The following is a 19,360-nucleotide window of genomic DNA, read 5'->3' as shown; positions in this document are numbered from 1 at the left end:
AGTAGAAAATGAAGAATGAAATGCTAGCTTTGATCCTTGCGGGTGGGCAAGGAACACGTCTCGGAAAACTCACTCAAAGCATTGCCAAACCGGCAGTGCAATTCGGTGGGCGCTACCGTATCATTGACTTTGCTCTTTCCAACTGTGCAAACTCTGGAATCCAAAATGTTGGTGTGATTACGCAGTACCAACCTCTCGCTTTGAACAACCATATCGGAAATGGTTCGAGCTGGGGATTGGATGGTATCAATTCAGGTGTCTCTATTTTACAACCTTATTCAGCTAGCGAAGGAAACCGTTGGTTTGAAGGGACTAGTCACGCTATCTACCAAAACATTGACTACATCGACAGTATCAACCCAGAATATGTTTTGATTCTTTCTGGTGACCACATCTACAAGATGGACTACGATGATATGCTTCAGTCCCACAAGGATAATAATGCCAGTTTGACAGTAGCTGTCCTAGACGTACCGCTCAAAGAAGCTAGCCGTTTCGGTATCATGAATACAGATGCCAATAACCGTATCGTTGAATTCGAAGAAAAACCTGCGCAACCTAAGTCTACAAAGGCTTCTATGGGGATTTATATTTTTGACTGGAAACGACTTCGCAATATGCTTGTTGCTGCTGAAAAGAGTAATGTGGATATGTCAGACTTTGGTAAGAACGTTATCCCTAACTATCTCGAGTCTGGTGAAAGTGTCTATGCCTATGAATTTAATGGTTACTGGAAAGACGTTGGTACGATTGAGTCACTTTGGGAAGCCAATATGGAATACATTGATCCAAACAACGCTTTGGATAGTCGTGATCGTCAGTGGAAAATCTACTCACGGAACTTGATTTCGCCACCAAACTTTATTGGAGAACACGCTCATGTAGAAGATTCTTTAGTTGTGGATGGCTGTCTCGTGGATGGAACTGTTAAGCATTCCATTCTCTCAACAGAGGCGCAAGTACGTGAGGGGGCTGAAGTAGTAGACTCTGTAATCATGAGTGGTGCCATTATCGGAAAAGGTGCAAAGATTACTCGTGCTATTATTGGTGAAGGTGCCATTATTGCAGACGGCGTAGAAATTGACGGAACTGACGAAGTACAAGTAGTAGGATACAATGAAGTAGTGGGGGTAGCAACAGATGAAGATTGATAAATATTCAGCCATTTTAGGAAACACAGTTGGTTTTCATGATATGTCAACGTTAACAGAACACCGTCCGGTAGCTAGCTTGCCTTTCGGTGGGAAATACCGTTTGATTGACTTCCCCCTTTCCAGTCTTGCAAATGCAGGTGTTCGTAGTATCTTTGGTATTTTCCAACAAGATAATATCAGCTCAGTATTCGACCATATCCGTTCAGGTCGTGAGTGGGGCTTGTCAACCCTTCTAAGCCACTACTATCTAGGAATTTACAACACTCGTGTTGAAAGCAGTACAGTTGGAAAAGAGTATTACCAACAGCTTCTTACCTACTTGAGACGTTCGGGTTCAAACCAAACCGTTTCGATTAACTGCGATGTGCTGGTGAATATTGATTTGAATCAAGTCTTCCACCTACACAATACAACGAATGGTCCGATCACAGTTGTATATAAGAAACTTCCGAAGAAAGACATTTCAGATGTGAATGCTATCTTGGAAATTGATGAAACTGACCATGTCCGTTCGCACAAACTCTTTGATAACAAATCTACGGATGAACTCTTCAACATGTCTACAGATATCTTTGTTGTGGATACTCCTTGGTTGATTGAACGACTTGAAGAAGAGGCTCAGAAAGAATATCCTGAAAAGTTGCGCTATGTTCTCCGCGATTTGGCTGTAAAAGAAGGTGCTTTTGCTTACGAATACACAGGATACTTAGCAAATATTCATTCTGTTCAGTCTTATTATCAAGCAAACATTGATATGCTTGAATCCAAAAAATTCTACTCACTCTTCTCACCAAATCAAAAAATTTATACAAAAGTTAAGAATGAAGAACCAACCTACTATGCGAATACTTCAAAAGTAAGTACTTCCCAGTTTGCTTCTGGTAGTATCATTGAGGGTGAGGTAGTTCAGTCAGTCCTATCTCGTAACATTTATGTTCACAAGGATAGTGTGGTGAAGGACAGCATTCTATTTCCTCGAGTTGTGATTGGTGAGGGTGCCCAAGTTGAATATGCTATCTTGGACAAGGGTGTTGAAGTTGCGGACGGTGTTGTCATTCGAGGAACGGCAGAACATCCAGTTGTAGTGAAGAAGGGTGAAACAGTAACAGAGGACATTTATTCATGAAAATTTTATTTGTAGCAGCAGAAGGAGCACCCTTTTCAAAAACAGGTGGTTTGGGCGATGTCATTGGCGCACTTCCCAAATCACTTGTAAAAGCGGGGCACGAAGTTGCAGTTTTCTTGCCTTATTATGATATGGTAGAAGCTAAGTTTGGCCACCAGATTGAGGATGTTCTCCACTTTGAAGTTAGTGTGGGATGGCGTAGACAGTACTGTGGTATTAAAAAAACTGTCTTGAATGGCGTAACTTTCTACTTCATTGATAATCAGTATTATTTCTTCCGTGGCCATGTGTACGGTGATTTTGACGACGGTGAACGCTTTGCCTTTTTCCAACTGGCTGCTCTTGAAGCCATGGAACGCATCGGCTTTATTCCTGACCTTCTCCATGTTCATGATTACCACACAGCCATGATTCCCTTCTTGTTGAAAGAAAAGTATCATTGGATTCAAGCATATCAAGGAATCAGAACAGTTTTAACTATTCATAATTTGGAATTTCAAGGTCAATTTTCTGAAGGAATGTTGTGGGATTTGTTTGGTGTTGGATTTGAACGCTATGCTGATGGAACCCTTCGCTGGAATGATTGCCTTAACTGGATGAAGGCTGGTATCCTATACGCGGATCGTGTCTCAACCGTTTCTCCTAGCTATGCACATGAGATTATGACCAGTCAGTTTGGTTGCGGTTTGGACCAGATTCTTCGTATGGAGTCAGGTAAGGTTTCAGGTATTGTCAATGGTATTGATGCCGATCTTTATAATCCTCAAACAGACCCACTTTTAGACTATCATTTTAACAAGGATGATTTGTCTGGAAAAGCGCAAAACAAAGCAAAATTGCAAGAGAGAGTTGGTCTACCAGTACGAGCAGATGTTCCACTAGTTGGTATTGTCTCTCGATTGACACGCCAAAAAGGCTTTGATGTTGTTGTAGAAAGTTTGCATCGTTTCTTACAGGAGGATGTTCAAATAGTCCTTTTAGGAACAGGTGACCCAGCTTTTGAACATTCCTTCTCTTGGTTTGCTCAAGTCTATCCTGACAAGTTATCAGCAAATATCACTTTCGACGTCAAACTTGCTCAAGAAATCTACGCAGCTTGTGATCTCTTCCTCATGCCAAGTCGTTTTGAACCATGTGGTTTGTCTCAAATGATGGCGATGCGCTATGGAACTCTACCATTGGTTCATGAAGTGGGTGGCTTGCGTGATACTGTTCAAGCTTTCAATCCAATCGAAGGAACTGGTACTGGATTTAGCTTTGATAATTTAACACCATACTGGCTTAACTGGAGTTTCCAAACAGCCTTGGATGTTTATAAGTACCAGCCGGACGTTTGGAGAAATCTACAAAAACAAGCTATGGAATGCGATTTCTCATGGGATACAGCCTGCAAATCTTACCTGGACTTGTACCATAGTTTAGTCAACTAATAGATAAAATCGTATGATTCTTTCATACGATTTTTGGGCTGTTTAGAAAAGAGGAGAAGGGATGACTCAAGTAAAGGGACTTTGTGTTATGGATGTTGATGGCACCCTGATAGCAGAAGAAGTGATTGATCTTTTAGGAAGAGAAGCAGGTTGCGAAGAAGAAATATCGCAGATTACAAGCCAGGCAATGCGAGGTGAACTGGACTTTGAAACAAGTTTACGAGCGAGGGTGGCTTTGTTAGAAGGTCTTCCGGTTTCGGTCTTTAATACTGTCTTCAAATCCATTCATCTGTCCAAGAATGCTCAAGAATTTATCTCCATACTTCAAAAGAATGGCATTCTAGTCGGTCTGGTGTCTGGTGGATTTAGTCCAATAGTTGAGAGATTAGCTAAATCCCTTGGGATTTCCTATTCCTCTGCCAACCAGTTGAAAGTCAAAGACGGTTTTTTAACAGGAAAATTAGTTGGTGAAATTGTGACAGGTCAAGTAAAAAATGCTACTCTTGAGAAATGGAGAAAGGAATTAGAACTGCCCAAAGAAAGAACGATTGCCATCGGTGATGGTGCTAACGACCTCTTGATGTTAAAGTCAGCAGGACGTGGTATTGCCTTTTGTGCTAAAGAAGTCGTAAAATCTGAGATAGCTTGTCATGTAGATACGAGGGATCTTTTAGAAGTTCTACCTTTGATTGATTTCTTAGAATGAGAGGGAACTATGAAAATTGTAATTGCACCCGATTCTTTTAAAGAAAGTTTGACGGCTGAAGGTGTTGCCAAAGCTATAAAAAGAGGCTTTGAACAGTCAATAGCGGATGTAGAATGTTTGCTCTGTCCTGTTGGTGATGGTGGGGAAGGAACTGTAGATGCTATTCGCCATTCTCTTGAACTCGAAGAAAAATGGCAAGAGGTGACGGGACCTTTTGGCCTAAAAGAATCCATGCGCTACTTTCAAAAAGATCAAATAGCGCTCTTCGAAGTTGCTGACTTGGTTGGTTTAGGAAAGATTCCGCAGGAGAAACGAAACCCTCTTCACATCCAAACTCGAGGTATCGGAGAGTTGATTCGCCATCTCGTTGATCAAGGGATGAAAGAAATCTATATTGGAGTTGGCGGTACGGCTAGTAATGACGGTGGAATAGGCATTGCTGCTGGTTTAGGTTATCGTTTTTATGATAAGAATGGAAAAGAATTGCCAGCTTGCGGTCAGACTTTGCTTGAGTTCGAGTCAGTTTCAAATAGCAAGTTGTATAGGATTCCTGGAGATATGAAAATCCGCATTTTAGCAGATGTTGCGAGCCCTTTATGTGGTCATCAAGGGGCAACCTATACATTTGGAAAACAAAAGGGCTTGGATCCCAGTTTATTTGAAACTGTAGATTTTGCCATACAGGAGTTTTATGAAAAATTCTCGCCTTCAACCCTATCTCTTAAAGGAGCAGGAGCCGGCGGTGGGATTGCTGCTGGACTCTGTGCCTTTGCTGAGGCCTGTATCGTATCTGGGATTGATACTTGCTTGGATTTGATAGACTTTGACAAGAGGGTAGCAGGTGCTGACTTGGTTATCGTTGGAGAAGGGAGACTGGACAGTCAAAGCCTTGCTGGAAAAGCTCCTATCGGTGTAGCAAAAAGAACTCCTGAAGGAGTTCCAGTTATCGCTATTTGTGGTAGTCTTGCTGACGATTTGCCTCCCCTACCATTTGAAAAAATACAAGCAGCATTTTCCATTTTAGAGAAATGTGAACCTTTAGAGAATAGTTTGAAAAATGCAAGTCTCTATTTGGAGCACATAGCTACTAATATCGGTCATTTATTAAATATGAGGAAGGATTAACCTAACCATTTTTTCCAGATTGATTTTTTAGGAGTTTCTGTCTTTTTCTCCTCCCAGAGATTCGAGAATGCAAGTCTAAGGTCTTTTTCATCTACTTGAACAGGTTCGTTCGTGTGAATGACAAGGCCGAAAGGAGAGGTGATATGATCATCTGAAACAATAGTCGCCTGGCAGTTGCTTTTCTTTGCTTGTTTTAAGTAAAAGACTTGTTTGTCAAACTCGATATTTGGTGAGATTTTCACAAAAAGTTCCTCTACCTTTTCTTGAAAACCATCTAAAATAGAGAAAAATCCATGTTCTAATTCAGGACTATTGGCAGTACTGATATCCGCATATCCAAGAACTCTTTCCTCGAAAGTACCGAGGTAGCGGCGTTGTTCGTCAGGGTTTAATTTCGGCCCACCCTGAGCTTTTTCTAGTAGTTGTTTTGATAAATCTGTCATAAAAACAGTATATCACAAAAATCGCATGAAAACAGACGAAAGAAAGCGATTACTTTATAAAGTTAAGGAAAATTTGCACAAAGATAACGTTTTTTCTTGAAAAACGCTTATTTTTAAGGTATCATAGAGGTGTAAAAAATTTAACTCAAAGGAGAGTAAAAAATGTCAATTATTACTGATGTTTACGCTCGCGAAGTCCTAGACTCACGCGGTAACCCAACACTTGAGGTAGAAGTTTATACTGAATCAGGTGCTTTCGGACGTGGTATGGTTCCATCAGGAGCTTCTACTGGTGAACACGAAGCAGTTGAACTTCGCGACGGTGACAAATCTCGTTACGGTGGTCTTGGTACACAAAAAGCTGTTGACAACGTAAACAACATCATCGCTGAAGCTATCATCGGCTACGATGTACGTGACCAACAAGCTATCGACCGTGCTATGATCGCACTTGACGGTACTCCTAACAAAGGTAAATTGGGTGCAAACGCAATTCTTGGTGTGTCTATCGCTGTAGCTCGTGCTGCTGCTGACTACCTTGAAATCCCACTTTACAGCTACCTTGGTGGATTCAACACTAAAGTTCTTCCAACTCCAATGATGAACATCATCAACGGTGGTTCTCACTCTGACGCTCCAATCGCTTTCCAAGAATTCATGATCGTACCTGCTGGTGCACCTACATTCAAAGAAGCTCTTCGTTGGGGTGCTGAAATCTTCCACGCTCTTAAGAAAATCCTTAAATCACGTGGGTTGGAAACAGCCGTAGGTGACGAAGGTGGATTCGCTCCTCGTTTCGAAGGAACTGAAGACGGTGTTGAAACTATCCTTGCTGCAATCGAAGCTGCTGGATATGTTCCTGGTAAAGACGTATTTATCGGATTTGACTGTGCTTCATCAGAATTCTATGATGAAGAACGTAAAGTTTACGACTACACTAAATTTGAAGGTGAAGGCGCTGCTGTACGTACTGCTGCAGAACAAATCGACTACCTTGAAGAATTGGTAAACAAATACCCAATCATCACTATCGAAGATGGTATGGATGAAAACGACTGGGACGGTTGGAAAGCTCTTACTGAACGTCTTGGTGGTAAAGTACAATTGGTTGGTGATGACTTCTTCGTAACAAACACTTCTTACCTTGAAAAAGGTATTGCAGAAGGTGCTGCTAACTCAATCCTTATTAAAGTTAACCAAATCGGTACTCTTACTGAAACATTCGACGCTATTGAAATGGCGAAAGAAGCTGGTTACACTGCAGTTGTATCACACCGCTCAGGTGAAACTGAAGATTCAACAATCGCTGACATCGCAGTTGCAACTAACGCAGGACAAATCAAGACTGGTTCACTTTCACGTACAGACCGTATCGCTAAATACAACCAATTGCTTCGTATCGAAGACCAACTTGGTGAAGTAGCTGAATACCGTGGATTGAAATCATTCTACAACTTGAAAAAATAAAATAGTTCAGTGAACTATTTTATCCCGAACCTTGAAATTCAAAAGTTCGGTCGTTGATCTAACAACGTTTTAAGCCCCTCGGATTTTATCCGAAGGGCTTTTTGTATGTAAAGGCAAAAAATAGAGGCTCTTTGTCAACTGTAGTGGGTTGATGAAAAGTTATAACCTGGAGAGGACCAAATTGGTTCTCTCCTTTTTGATGTTCAAAGCAATGAGAATTCTAGTTTTAAAGTTGTCAAAGTTCCGGAAGCCAAAAGCATTTCGCTTGATGACTTTAATGAGGTTATTTGTGGCCTCTAGTTTTGCGTTTGAGTAGGGAAGTTCCAGTGCATTCATGATCTTGTCCTTATCTTTCAAAAAGGTCTTAAAAACAGTTTGAAAAATAGGATTTACAGAAGAAATTGTTTCGTCAATAAGACTAAAGAAATGGTCTGTTTGTTTCTCTTGAAAATGAAAGAGTAGGAGTTGATAGAGATTATAGTGCAGTCTAAGTTCTTGAGAGTATGAAAGCAGCTTTTCTAGAACCTCTTTATTGGTCAGGTGTGACTGAAAAGTTGGTCGATAAAAACGTTTATCACTGAGTTTACGGCTATCCTGTTGAATGAGTTTCCAGTAACGTTTTAGTGCTTTATATTCGTGCGATTTTCGATCCAACTGATTCATGATTTGGATGCGAAGGTGGTTTATAGCTCGACTGAGATGTTGTACAATGTGAAAGCGGTCGAGGACGATTTTAGCAGAAGGAAATAGTTTTCTGGCAATATCGTAGTAGGGACTAAACATGTCCATGGTAATGACTTTCACACGACTTCTCACCTGTCTAGAATAACGAAGGAAATGATTGCGAATAGTTGCTTGAGTCCGTCCATCTAGGATAGCTACGATCTTTCTTGAATCAAAATCCTGTGCAATGAAGCTCATCTTACCTTTCTTGAAGCTGTACTCATCCCAGTTCATATGTTCTGGAAGGTAGTTGAGATTTGGTGGTTCTTTTTGACTAAGGAAGTCTCTGCGACAGCTATTTTTCCGCATACTTTACAACGAAAACGTCGTTTTCTCAATCGAATAAGAGTTTTGTAGCCCGCACACTCTAGATAGGGAATTTTAGATTCTTTTTGGAAGTCATATTTAGCCATTTGTCCTTGACAGTCGAGACACTTAGGAGCAGGATAATCTAGCTTAGCGATGATTTCTTTATGTGTTTTAGAATCTAGATAATTCAAGATTATGATGTTCTTGTCTTTAATTCCGAGTATGTTTGTGATAAAATTTAATTGTTCCATAAGATTCTTTCTAATGATGGTTTGGTCACTTTTCATTATAGGTCTTATGGGACTTTTTTTCTACAGCAAAATAGGCTCCATAATCCCTATGGTGGTTTTACCCACTACAGAAATTATAGAGCCAAAATAGAAAATAGTTTATGGTATAATAGACAAAAACATTTGTATTAGGAAGAAATTATGTCTAAAGAGATTGATATTGAGTACTACCACCAACTAGCACTGCAAAAGCAGAAGGAGCACCGCAAAGTGTTAGCTAATCTAAAGAAAAAACCTCCTAAAAACTTAGATAAGATTGCCCAGCAGATTCACCAAGAAGTTTTTGCTGAGATTGATTGTACTGCCTGCGCGAACTGTTGCAAGACATTGGGGCCTGACTTTAAGGAAGCCGATATTACCCGTATTGCTAAGTACTTTAAGATGAAATTACCAGCCTTTGAAGCAGAGTTTTTACAAGTTGATGAAGATGGAGATAAGGTTTTCAAATCCATGCCTTGCCCCTTTCTAGGAGGAGATAATCTCTGCTCCATCTACGACGTTCGACCAAAGGCTTGCCGCGAGTTCCCTCATACAGATCGTAAGAAGATTTATCAAATTAATCATCTGACAATCAAAAATACTTTGACCTGCCCAGCAGCCTATCTCTTTGTTGAGAAATTAAAGGGGAAGTTGTAAAAATTGAACCTTTAAATCTTGTACAAAGATTCTGGGGCGGAAGTATCTGATATCTGTTAGACTTTAATCAGGAGGTGAAAAAGAATATGATGCATCAATTCAATCGAACCATGGAATATCTGGAAAGCAAGTTGGACGCAGAAGTGGATTTGCAGAAATTCCAGCAGCTATCGGGCTATTCTTATGCTCTCTTTAGCAGGCTCTTTTCCATCCTAGCAGATACGACTTTAGCAGAATATTTGCGCAATCGCAGGCTGTCAGAAGCTGTGACAGACTTGCGGGAAAGCTCTGAGAAAGTTATTGATATAGCACTCAAATACGGCTATGAGTCTGCGGATGCCTTTAGCGCAGCTTTCAAGAAATTCCATGGTGCAACTCCCTCAGAAGTTCGAAATGGAAAACCTTATCGGGTCTTTCCTAAGCTTCAATTATCCTTAAAAATCACAGGAGGAAAGAACATGGATATCAAGATTCAAAAGAAGCCTGCATTTATCGTGGCAGGCGTCCTATTGGAAGCTATTGACAATAGCAAATGCCCGTCTGCTTGGGATCAACTCTATGCCCATCACAGTTTTGAAATGCTAGAAGGTTTGGGTAGTGGCCAATCCTTTGGCGTCTGCTCGGATGTCAAAGAAGGCGAAATCATCAACTACATGGCTGCTTATAATGTGACGGATAAAGCTAAAGCAGAAGAACTAGATCTGTCCATCAAAGAAATTCCAGAAGCTGAATATGCTATCGTTCCTGTCAAAGGCCCTATACCAGCTAGCATCCACAATGCTTGGAAGTATGTTTTGGAGGTTTTTTTCCCAGAAACAGGCTATCGCCACTCAGGAGCGCCAGACTTTGAAGTCTATACTGAAGGAGATATGTCGTCACCAGACTATCAAATGGAACTCTGGATACCAGTGATCAGGGACTAGATCATTTTCTGATTTTTTACAAAGATGCAAACAAAACTCTGTAAAAGATTTCTTTTACAGAGTTTTTTCTTTATTTGAAAATAACTTATGAAAAAAGGATTACAATTCAATTTAAATTTAAGTATAAAGAAATTCATGTCTATAAATCAAACATACCATAATTTTTGTCTGGATTTTATGGGGCATGCGAATAGTTTTCTCGGTATAATAGTCCCATAGAAGATAAGGAGGCATGAATATGCAGATGTATTTTGGAGATGTGTCAATTTGCTATAGCTATTCATTGGCAATGGCACTCGACGCCTATGGTTATGACTTTAAAGCAGAGTTTTTAGAGGCAATTATGGTGATGGGAAATGGCGCTAGTATCGTAAGGGAAGATGACCAGCACCCTCTAGTATTCTTTGATAACGGAATGCCAGATCTTTCCATCTCTCATTCTTTAAAAATACTTGGATTTGACTATGAGGACTTCTATCTAAAGGATGGAGCAGAAGTTAATTTGGAAGAAATTAAAAGAAAGTTGGAAACCTTTCTGTCCAATGGACCTGTCGTACTGGGACCTCTTGATATGGGTCATCTGACTTACAATCCCAATCATACAATCCTTTATGGTGTGGATCATTTTGTAACCGTGTATGGCATTGATAATCAGTACCTTTATTTGCATGATCCAGCTGGTTTTGCTTGTATGAAGGTTACTTTTAAAGACATCTTAGAAGCCTGGAAGGCAGAGGCTATTGACTATAAGCATGGAGCATACTCCATGTGGGGGAATTTTAAGCGGCTCAAGACTCCTAGTCAGACTGAAATCTATCAAGAAACAGCAAGGATTATGAAGACCCGATATCAGAATGGTCAAAGTGGTGTGTTGGAATGTTATGCAAAAGCAGTTGCTGAAAACGGCTTAAATACGGAGCAAAAGCAATTGCATCAGTATTTCAGCTTTAAACTTGCTGCTGTTCGAAATCTCTATCTCAGTAAATTCTTAAAAGACCATGATCCCGAAGGGGCAAGATTAAAAGAAGAATTGGCTACTTTATTTGGCCAAGCCCACCTTTCATGTTTAAAAGAAGATTACCAAGAACTATCCCATTTGCTCTATCAGATAGCTGAAGCGGACCGTCGCTTTAGAGATTTATATGTAAAGTAGTGACAAATGGTTAGTAAAAGCAGTTTTTCGTAAAGAACTGCTTTTTGATTATGGTATAATGAAGTGAGGAAATAGCATATCCAACTAAAAAATGAAGGGAGAACTCCTATGCCTAGACCAAGAACAAAAGAGGAATTAGTGTTAGCCTCTAAGGAAAACTATGAAAAGCTCAATCACTTTATATCTAAATTAAGTGAAGAGGAACTGCAGACTCCTTTTGATTTTTCAAAAGACCAAAAGAAAAAAGAAGCTCACTGGAAAAGAGATAAAAATCTAAGAGATGTTCTGATCCATCTCTATGAATGGCATCAGTTACTTTTGACCTGGGTACATTCCAATCAAAAGGGTCATGAAAGACCTTTTCTCCCGGAACCTTATAATTGGAAAACTTATGGGGAAATGAATGTCGCTTTTTGGAAGAAGCACCAGAGAACGTCCTTAGAAGAAGCGACCAAACTCCTCAATCAATCGCATAAAGAGGTTTTAGAGTTGATGGAAGGCTTCAGCAATGACGAATTGTTCACAAAAGGTGTCTATAAGTGGACGGGAGGAACAAGTCTAGGTTCCTACTTTGTCAGTGCCACTTCCAGTCACTATGATTGGGCTCTGAAAAAACTCAAAGCTCATCAGAGAAATTGTAAGAGTAGTTAGTTGAAGTGCTATTGAAATTCACCAAAGGTTCTTCTAAGCTTCGAAAAGCTTTATTCTCGTGATTTTTGAACTATTCTAGCTTTAGAATCCTTCAAAAATTAAAATTTAAGGCTATCATAGACTTAGAATAGCCCTAAAACATTTATTTTAATGTAATTCTAAGTTTAGAATCACAATGATATTAAAGTAATAGAGCTGTTCGATGCTTAGAATGTCTTGATTCTGAGAAATCTTGACTAGAAAATGCCTCGAATGGCTTTTTTCTGATATAGGTTGATAGATAGATGGGTGAGATGATGAACATACAAAAAGAGAAAGTTAGAAAAGAGTTGGTGTCCCTCTGTTTGGGAGAGTTCACAGCCGTCCTATCCTTTTGGTTTTGTTTTTTCCTTTTGAAAAATCGGCTTGGTGATGAGAATAGTCTAGTAAACATTCTCTATCCTTTGTCTTTACTGACATTTATTTTGCTTCAAGGCTCAATCTATTGGGCAATTTTGATTAGAAGACTGTCGAATCCCCAGTTCGGAAGTGGAAGTGTCCCCAAACTATATGGTGGTTTTAGAATACTAGACCTTGTTTTACTTATTTCAGGCTTTCCTTTTATTGTCTGGAATACACAGAGTGTCCAAGTGACTATCTTAGCCACACTAATACAGATTTTTGCCCTTATCGAATGGGTTAATTATTACCTCCTACGATTATCCTATAGTGTGAATCCACTTGTTTTATGGAAACGAATCACCAAGGGAAAACTTGAAAAGAGTAGAATAGCCAAGGAGTTGGGGTAGGGGAGAATAAAGAGGTTACCCATTCGTTTTTGTAATATGCTATAATTAATCTATCAAATCTTTTGAATAACTACTTGAAGTGTGATAGATATGCAAAGAAACTACAAAAGAAAACAGAAATCAGATATTGTTATTTCTAAACCGTCAGCCATTGAAGTTGAAAAATACTTGAAAACGTGGAAAAATCTTAAAAATTATCAGTTGCAAGAAGATGCTTTAGATAAATTATTTTTTGAGCTGTTACCAAGTAACGAAGAAATTTCTGACATCTTATTAAAGGTTGCTACGTTGAATGATTTTTATAGTACAAATATTTTCTCAGTTTATCCAGTTGCAGAACATATACTGAGTCTTAAAATTGACGAGAGGTTGAGACAAGGTGATGTAACTTTAGTCAATGAAATTCAAAATGTTACTATCAATGGTGTAACTAGAAAGTTCTATTCTTTTTCAACTAAATACTGTTCCCATCATAATCCTAAAGAATACCCTATTTATGATAGCTATGTAGAAAAGGTATTGAAATACTTTAGAAAAACAGATAAATTTTCTAAATTTAAGAATTCAGACCTAAAAGATTATCAAAAATTTAAAAATATAATTATTGCTTTTAGAGAATACTATGGATTAGAAGAATTTAATCTTAAAGAGATTGATCAGTATTTATGGCAGTTGGGAAAAGAATATTTCCCTAATAAATACTAGTAACTTGCTCTTTAGAAAGGAAAACTTCAAATTGTCCTACAAATTTTTACTTTTCGACCTTGACCACACCTTGCTTGATTTTGATGCTGCTGAGGATGTGGCTTTGACGCAACTTCTAAAGGAAGAAGAAGTTGCGGACATTCAAGCCTATAAAGACTATTACGTTCCTATGAACAAGGCTCTCTGGAAGGACTTGGAGCAAAAGAAAATCAGTAAACAAGAACTGGTTAACACGCGCTTTTCTCGTTTATTTGCTTATTTCGGACAGGAAAAAGACGGTACGTTACTTGCCCAGCGTTACCAGTTTTATCTAGCCCAGCAGGGACAAACTCTTTCAGGAGCTCATGAACTCTTGGACAGTCTCATCGAGAGAGATTATGAGCTATACGCTGCGACAAATGGCATTACTGCCATTCAGACAGGTCGTTTGGCTCAATCTGGTCTAGCACCTTATTTCAACCAAGTCTTTATCTCTGAACAGCTGCAAACCCAAAAGCCTGATGCACTATTCTACGAAAAAATCGGTCGGCAGATTGAAGGCTTCAGCAAAGAAAAGGCGCTGATGATTGGAGATTCCCTGACAGCTGACATCCAAGGTGGCAATAATGCTGGTATCGATACTATCTGGTACAATCCCCATAATCTCGAAAATTACACACAAGCCCAGCCAACCTATGAAGTTCATTCTTACCAAGACTTGCTGGATTGTTTGGATAAACTGTAAAAAGTGGTTTAGATAGCCACTTTTTGCTATAATAGAAGCAGTAAAAACGAAGGAGTTGGCGATGCAACACTCATCTTGGCATGCTTTGATTAAGGAGCAATTACCTGAAGGTTATTTCGGGAAAATCAATCAGTTTATAGATCAGGTCTATGCTCAGGGAACTGTTTATCCACCTAAGGAAAAGATTTTTCAGGCTCTATTGACTACACCGCTTGAAGAAGTGAAGGTGGTGATTCTAGGGCAAGATCCTTATCACGGGCCAGGTCAAGCGCAGGGTTTGAGTTTTTCTGTACCCGATGCTATTCCAGCGCCACCGTCCTTGCAAAATATCTTGAAAGAATTGTCAGATGATATCGGGGTTAAGAAATCACATGATTTGACGGCTTGGGCTGAGCAAGGAGTCTTACTTCTCAATGCTTGCTTGACCGTTCCTGCTGGGCAGGCCAATGGTCATGCTGGACAGATATGGGAGCCCTTTACAGATGCTGTGATTCGGGTTGTCAATAATCTGGATAGGCCAGTGGTCTTTGTACTCTGGGGCGCTTATGCACGCAAGAAGAAGTCCTTGGTTACCAATCCTCACCACTTGATTATCGAATCAGCCCATCCCAGTCCTTTATCTGTTTTCAGAGGATTTTGGGGTTCCAAGCCTTTTTCTAAGGCTAATGCATTTTTAAAAGAGACAGGACAAGTGCCAATTGATTGGCTTAGATAAGGAGAGAATATGCCTCAGTTAGCGACGATTTGCTACATTGATAACGGAAAAGAACTGCTCATGCTGCATCGCAATAAGAAGCCGAATGATGTCCATGAAGGCAAATGGATTGGTGTGGGTGGTAAGTTAGAGCGAGGGGAGACACCTCAAGAATGCGCAGCGCGTGAAATCTTCGAAGAAACAGGTTTGAAAGGTAAGCCTGTGCTAAAAGGCGTTATCACTTTTCCTGAGTTCACGCCTGATTTAGACTGGTACACCTATGTTTTTAAGGTAACGGAGTTTGAGGGTAACTTGATTGACTGTAATGAGGGGACCCTAGAATGGGTTCCCTATGACGAGGTTTTGAGTAAGCCGACTTGGGAAGGTGACCACACCTTTGTTGAGTGGCTTTTAGAGGACAAACCCTTCTTTTCAGCTAAGTTTGTCTACGATGGCGATAAGTTGTTGGATACCCAAGTTGATTTTTATGAATAAAGGAGTAGAGCTATGTTACTAATCAAAAATGGTCGTGTCATGGATCCAAAGTCTGGTTTGGATCAAGTCTGTGATGTTTTGGTCGAAGATGGAAAGATTATCAAAATTGCGCCTGAAATCAAGGAAGAAGGAGCAGAACTGATTGACGCTACTGGTCTTGTGGTTGCACCTGGTTTAGTGGATATTCATGTTCATTTTCGTGAACCTGGTCAGACCCATAAGGAGGATATCCATACTGGTGCTCTAGCAGCCGCTGCAGGTGGTTTTACAACGGTTGTCATGATGGCCAATACCAATCCAACCATCTCGGACGTAGAGACCTTGCAAGAAGTTCTCCAGTCTGCTGCTAAAGAAAAGATCAATGTTAAGACGGTTGCGACCATTACTAAGAATTTTAATGGCCAAGACTTGACTGACTTTAAGGCGCTCTTAGAAGCAGGTGCTGTTGGTTTCTCAGATGATGGTATTCCACTTGAAAGCAGTAAGGTTCTCAAAGAAGCCTTGGAAACTGCTAAAAAACTTGGCACCTTTGTTTGTCTACACGAGGAAGATCCCGGCTTGAACGGCATTCTTGGCTTTAACGAAAACATCGCTAAAGACCACTTCAAGATCTGTGGTGCGACAGGGGTAGCAGAATACGCCATGATTGCGCGTGATGTCATGATTGCCCATGCAACTAAGGCCCATGTTCACATCCAGCATTTATCTAAGGAAGAAAGTGTCAAAGTAGTAGAGTTTGCTCAAGGTTTGGGGGCCCAAGTCACAGCAGAAGTGGCACCACAACATTTTTCTAAGACAGAAACTCTTCTTTTAACTCAAGGTAGCAATGCCAAAATGAACCCTCCGCTTCGTTTGGAATCAGACCGTCGTGCCGTTATCAAAGGTCTCAAGTCAGGTGTTATCACAGTTATCGCGACAGACCACGCGCCTCACCATGCAGATGAGAAAAATGTAGAAGATATCACCAAAGCACCATCTGGTATGACTGGTTTGGAAACCTCTCTTTCTCTTGGTTTGACTTATTTGGTGGGAGCTGGTGAACTAAGCTTGATGGAATTACTAGAAAAAATGACTGTCAATCCAGCCAAACTCTACAACTTTGAAGCAGGTTACTTGGCTGAGAATGGTCCAGCGGACATCACTATCTTTGATGACAAGGCTGATCTTACAGTTGGTCCAGATTTCGCTTCTAAATCAGCAAATTCTCCATTTATCGGGGAAACTTTAAAAGGGCAGGTCAAATATACTATCTGTAAGGGACAAATCGTCTATCAAAACTAGATGGGACTCTGCTCTATAAACGATAAGAATAGAGAGCGTATATGTACCCAACCCATCAATTTAAAGACAAGTTTGTTTTATTTCTTAAGATATTTTTCCCTATCCTGATTTATCAATTTGCCAATTATTCTGCCTCTTTTGTCGATACAACAATGACTGGGCGGTACAATACCATGGACTTGGCTGGTGTGTCTATGGCAACCAGTATCTGGAATCCCTTCTTTACATTCCTAACAGGGATTGTATCAGCCCTGGTGCCCATCATTGGTCACCATCTTGGTCGAGGTAAAAAGGAAGAAGTTGCGTCAGATTTTTACCAGTTCATCTATTTGGCCTTGGGTCTATCTGTGGTCTTACTGGGACTGGTACTTTTCTTGGCACCTCCTGTCTTAAATCATATCGGACTAGAAGCTCAAGTAGCGGCAGTTGCAGTTTCCTATCTTTGGTATCTTTCTATCGGGATTATTCCCTTGTTGCTTTTTAGTGTCATTCGGTCTTTGTTGGATTCTCTTGGTTTGACCAAGCCATCTATGTACCTCATGCTTTTGTTACTTCCGCTCAATAGTGGTTTTAACTATCTTTTGATATATGGAGCTCTTGGTTTTCCAGAGCTTGGTGGTGCAGGAGCAGGTCTAGGAACTTCTCTAGCCTATTGGGTTTTATTGAGAATTTCCCTGCTTGTTTTGTTCAAACAGGAAAGATTAAAAGCGTTACATCTTGAAAAACCTATTCCACTCAATATAGATAAAATCAAGGAAGGTGTTCGATTAGGTCTACCAATCGGAGGAACCGTATTTGCGGAAGTGGCTATTTTCTCCGTGGTGGGACTAATCATGGCTAAGTTTTCATCGCTCATCATCGCCAGTCACCAGTCAGCTATGAATTTTTCGAGTCTCATGTACGCTTTTCCCATGAGTATTTCCTCTGCCATGGCAATTGTTGTGTCGTACGAGGTGGGGGCTAAACGTTTTGAGGATGCAAAAACCTATGCTCGTCTGGGGAGAATAACAGCCCTCATTTTTGCTGGTTTTACCCTGTCCTTTCTCTACATTTTTAGAGATCGTGTAGCAAGTCTATATGGGAATGACTCTCAGTTCATTGAAACAACGGCTGTATTTCTGACTTACAGTCTCTTCTTCCAGCTAGCTGATACCTTTGCGGCTCCGCTCCAGGGGATTCTAAGAGGCTATAAGGACACTATCGTTCCTTTCTATCTTGGTCTAATCGGATATTGGGGAGTAGCGATACCTCTAGGATATCTATTAGATCAAGCAACTGACTTAGGGGCATTTGCCTACTGGATTGGGTTGATTGCCAGTTTGATTGTTTCTGGCTGTTTGTATCAATGGCGTTTGAAAACCGTAATGAAAAGATTGAGCTAATTTTTGGAAAATATCCCGAAAAATAACTTTGTGAAAAAATGCTCTAACTGGAGAGAATCCCTGTTAAAACGGGGATTTATTTTTTTACCTTGTGAAATTTTATCGGTCATATACTTTGACAGTGTATACCAAAAAAGGTAAAATAGTAAGGTAAGAACAATGTTAGAAAGGCAAGATTATGTCAACTTTAGATAAAAATCTTTTGCTAGAGATGTTCCGTAAGATGGAAGAAATCCGTCGCATGGACTTAAAAATTGCTCAGTTAGTAAAAAAGGGAAAAGTCCCTGGTATGACTCACTTTTCTGTCGGTGAAGAAGCTGCTAACGTCGGAGCTATGCTGGCCCTCAATCCAGATGATCTGATCACCTCCAACCACCGTGGTCATGGACAGGCTATTGCCAAAGGGATTGATCTCAACGGAATGATGGCAGAAATCCTTGGGAAGTACACTGGAACGTGTAAAGGAAAAGGTGGTTCCATGCATATCGCCGACCTTGATGCTGGTAACCTTGGTGCCAATGGTATCGTAGGTGGTGGTATGGGAATCGCTGTTGGTGCAGCCCTCAGTCAGCAAATGCAAAATACCGGTAAAATCGTCGTCTGCTTCTTTGGAGATGGTGCGACCAACGAAGGTGTTTTCCACGAAGCAGTGAACATGGCTTCTATTTGGAAACTCCCAGTTATTTTCTACTGCATTAACAACGGTTATGGGATTTCTGCGGATATCAAGAAAATGACTAACGTGGAACATATCCATCATCGTAGCGCAGCTTATGGAATTCCTGGAATGTTCATCGAAGATGGAAACAATGTCATCGACGTCTATGAAGGATTTAAGAAAGCCGTAGACCATGTTCGTGGTGGCAATGGCCCAGTCTTGATTGAAAGTGTAACTTATCGATGGCTTGGCCACTCATCATCTGACCCTGGTAAATATCGTACCCGTGAAGAAGTGGAATTGTGGAAACAAAAAGACCCAATCGAAAATCTTCGCAAATACCTCATTGAAAACAATATTGCAAGTGCAGAAGAATTGGAAGAAATTCAAGCACAAGTCAAGGAAGCAGTAGAAGCCTCTGTTAAATTTGCAGAGGAAAGTCCATTCCCACCGCTTGAATCAGCCTTTGAAGATATTTACGCAGACTAAGGAGAAAG

General features: G+C 40.3%; 19 protein-coding genes and 1 pseudogene. 18 read left to right on the top strand and 2 right to left on the bottom strand.

What is annotated here, in order from left to right; all coding sequences use genetic code 11:
• The first annotated feature begins 8 nt into the window (after positions 1–8).
• The 5 genes from FOA33_RS04675 to FOA33_RS04655 all read left to right on the top strand — a co-directional run bounded on the left by FOA33_RS04675 (position 9) and on the right by FOA33_RS04655 (position 5,541).
• Positions 9–1,151, top strand: coding sequence for a glucose-1-phosphate adenylyltransferase (locus tag FOA33_RS04675; protein ID WP_221160803.1), 1,143 nt, complete (start codon positions 9–11; stop codon positions 1,149–1,151).
• Complete coding sequence (gene glgD / locus FOA33_RS04670) at positions 1,141–2,280, top strand: glucose-1-phosphate adenylyltransferase subunit GlgD (protein ID WP_221160802.1); 1,140 nt, start codon at positions 1,141–1,143, stop codon at positions 2,278–2,280. Before FOA33_RS04675 ends, glgD begins: the two co-directional genes overlap by 11 nt.
• Positions 2,277–3,710: a glycogen synthase GlgA gene (glgA, locus tag FOA33_RS04665; RefSeq protein WP_213987951.1), complete on the top strand. Its 1,434-nt coding sequence runs from the start codon at positions 2,277–2,279 to the stop codon at positions 3,708–3,710. Before glgD ends, glgA begins: the two co-directional genes overlap by 4 nt.
• A 61-nt stretch (positions 3,711–3,771) precedes the next feature.
• Positions 3,772–4,416, top strand: coding sequence for a phosphoserine phosphatase SerB (serB, locus tag FOA33_RS04660; RefSeq protein WP_221160801.1), 645 nt, complete (start codon positions 3,772–3,774; stop codon positions 4,414–4,416).
• A 9-nt stretch (positions 4,417–4,425) separates the two neighbouring features.
• Positions 4,426–5,541, top strand: coding sequence for a glycerate kinase (locus tag FOA33_RS04655; protein WP_221160800.1), 1,116 nt, complete (start codon positions 4,426–4,428; stop codon positions 5,539–5,541).
• On the opposite strand, the gene FOA33_RS04650 is transcribed toward FOA33_RS04655, so the two are convergent.
• Positions 5,538–5,984 carry a DUF1694 domain-containing protein gene (locus tag FOA33_RS04650; RefSeq protein WP_221160799.1) on the bottom strand — a complete coding sequence of 149 codons (447 nt, stop codon included), beginning with the start codon at positions 5,982–5,984 and terminating at the stop codon, positions 5,538–5,540. The genes FOA33_RS04655 and FOA33_RS04650 overlap by 4 nt on opposite strands.
• Before the next feature lie 162 nt (positions 5,985–6,146).
• Between FOA33_RS04650 and eno the strand changes: the two genes are divergently transcribed.
• The gene (eno, locus tag FOA33_RS04645; RefSeq protein WP_000022823.1) at positions 6,147–7,451 is read left to right on the top strand and encodes a surface-displayed alpha-enolase; all 1,305 of its coding nucleotides are present in this window, start codon (positions 6,147–6,149) and stop codon (positions 7,449–7,451) included.
• Between the two features lie 159 nt (positions 7,452–7,610).
• On the opposite strand, the pseudogene FOA33_RS04640 reads toward eno, so the two are convergent.
• A pseudogene (locus FOA33_RS04640) lies at positions 7,611–8,734 on the bottom strand (ISL3 family transposase).
• A 180-nt stretch (positions 8,735–8,914) separates the two neighbouring features.
• On the opposite strand from FOA33_RS04640, the gene FOA33_RS04635 reads away from it, so the two are divergent.
• The 12 genes from FOA33_RS04635 to FOA33_RS04585 all read left to right on the top strand — a co-directional run bounded on the left by FOA33_RS04635 (position 8,915) and on the right by FOA33_RS04585 (position 19,352).
• Entirely contained in the window at positions 8,915–9,409 is a 495-nt protein-coding gene (locus FOA33_RS04635; protein WP_000031477.1) for a YkgJ family cysteine cluster protein, read from the top strand.
• A gap of 86 nt (positions 9,410–9,495) precedes the next feature.
• Positions 9,496–10,332, top strand: a complete 837-nt coding sequence (locus FOA33_RS04630) for an AraC family transcriptional regulator (protein ID WP_221160798.1) — start codon at positions 9,496–9,498, stop codon at positions 10,330–10,332.
• A gap of 238 nt (positions 10,333–10,570) precedes the next feature.
• On the top strand, positions 10,571–11,485 hold the full coding sequence (locus FOA33_RS04625) for a cysteine peptidase family C39 domain-containing protein (RefSeq protein ID WP_221160797.1): 915 nt from the start codon (positions 10,571–10,573) through the stop codon (positions 11,483–11,485).
• Positions 11,486–11,593: 108 nt separating this feature from the next.
• Positions 11,594–12,136 (top strand): ClbS/DfsB family four-helix bundle protein, encoded by a 543-nt coding sequence (locus FOA33_RS04620; protein WP_221160796.1) that lies wholly within the window; start codon positions 11,594–11,596, stop codon positions 12,134–12,136.
• A gap of 284 nt (positions 12,137–12,420) precedes the next feature.
• Complete coding sequence (locus FOA33_RS09225) at positions 12,421–12,924, top strand: hypothetical protein (RefSeq protein WP_259664476.1); 504 nt, start codon at positions 12,421–12,423, stop codon at positions 12,922–12,924.
• A gap of 90 nt (positions 12,925–13,014) precedes the next feature.
• Positions 13,015–13,629, top strand: a complete 615-nt coding sequence (locus tag FOA33_RS04615) for a hypothetical protein (protein WP_221160795.1) — start codon at positions 13,015–13,017, stop codon at positions 13,627–13,629.
• A gap of 31 nt (positions 13,630–13,660) precedes the next feature.
• On the top strand, positions 13,661–14,353 hold the full coding sequence (pynA, locus tag FOA33_RS04610; protein ID WP_221160794.1) for a pyrimidine 5'-nucleotidase PynA: 693 nt from the start codon (positions 13,661–13,663) through the stop codon (positions 14,351–14,353).
• A gap of 61 nt (positions 14,354–14,414) precedes the next feature.
• Positions 14,415–15,068, top strand: a complete 654-nt coding sequence (locus FOA33_RS04605; protein ID WP_221160793.1) for a uracil-DNA glycosylase — start codon at positions 14,415–14,417, stop codon at positions 15,066–15,068.
• Between the two features lie 9 nt (positions 15,069–15,077).
• Positions 15,078–15,542 carry an NUDIX hydrolase gene (locus FOA33_RS04600; protein ID WP_221160792.1) on the top strand — a complete coding sequence of 155 codons (465 nt, stop codon included), beginning with the start codon at positions 15,078–15,080 and terminating at the stop codon, positions 15,540–15,542.
• 12 nt (positions 15,543–15,554) lie between these two features.
• Complete coding sequence (locus tag FOA33_RS04595) at positions 15,555–16,823, top strand: dihydroorotase (protein ID WP_221160791.1); 1,269 nt, start codon at positions 15,555–15,557, stop codon at positions 16,821–16,823.
• A gap of 41 nt (positions 16,824–16,864) precedes the next feature.
• Positions 16,865–18,205: an MATE family efflux transporter gene (locus FOA33_RS04590; protein ID WP_221160790.1), complete on the top strand. Its 1,341-nt coding sequence runs from the start codon at positions 16,865–16,867 to the stop codon at positions 18,203–18,205.
• A 178-nt stretch (positions 18,206–18,383) separates the two neighbouring features.
• On the top strand, positions 18,384–19,352 hold the full coding sequence (locus tag FOA33_RS04585) for a thiamine pyrophosphate-dependent dehydrogenase E1 component subunit alpha (protein ID WP_221160789.1): 969 nt from the start codon (positions 18,384–18,386) through the stop codon (positions 19,350–19,352).
• The last annotated feature ends 8 nt before the right edge of the window (positions 19,353–19,360 follow it).

The organism is Streptococcus cristatus, from assembly GCF_019685515.1.
GTDB lineage: Bacteria > Bacillota > Bacilli > Lactobacillales > Streptococcaceae > Streptococcus.
The sequence above is the reverse complement of the archived record's forward strand: the minus strand, read 5'-3'. Positions and strand labels throughout refer to the sequence as shown.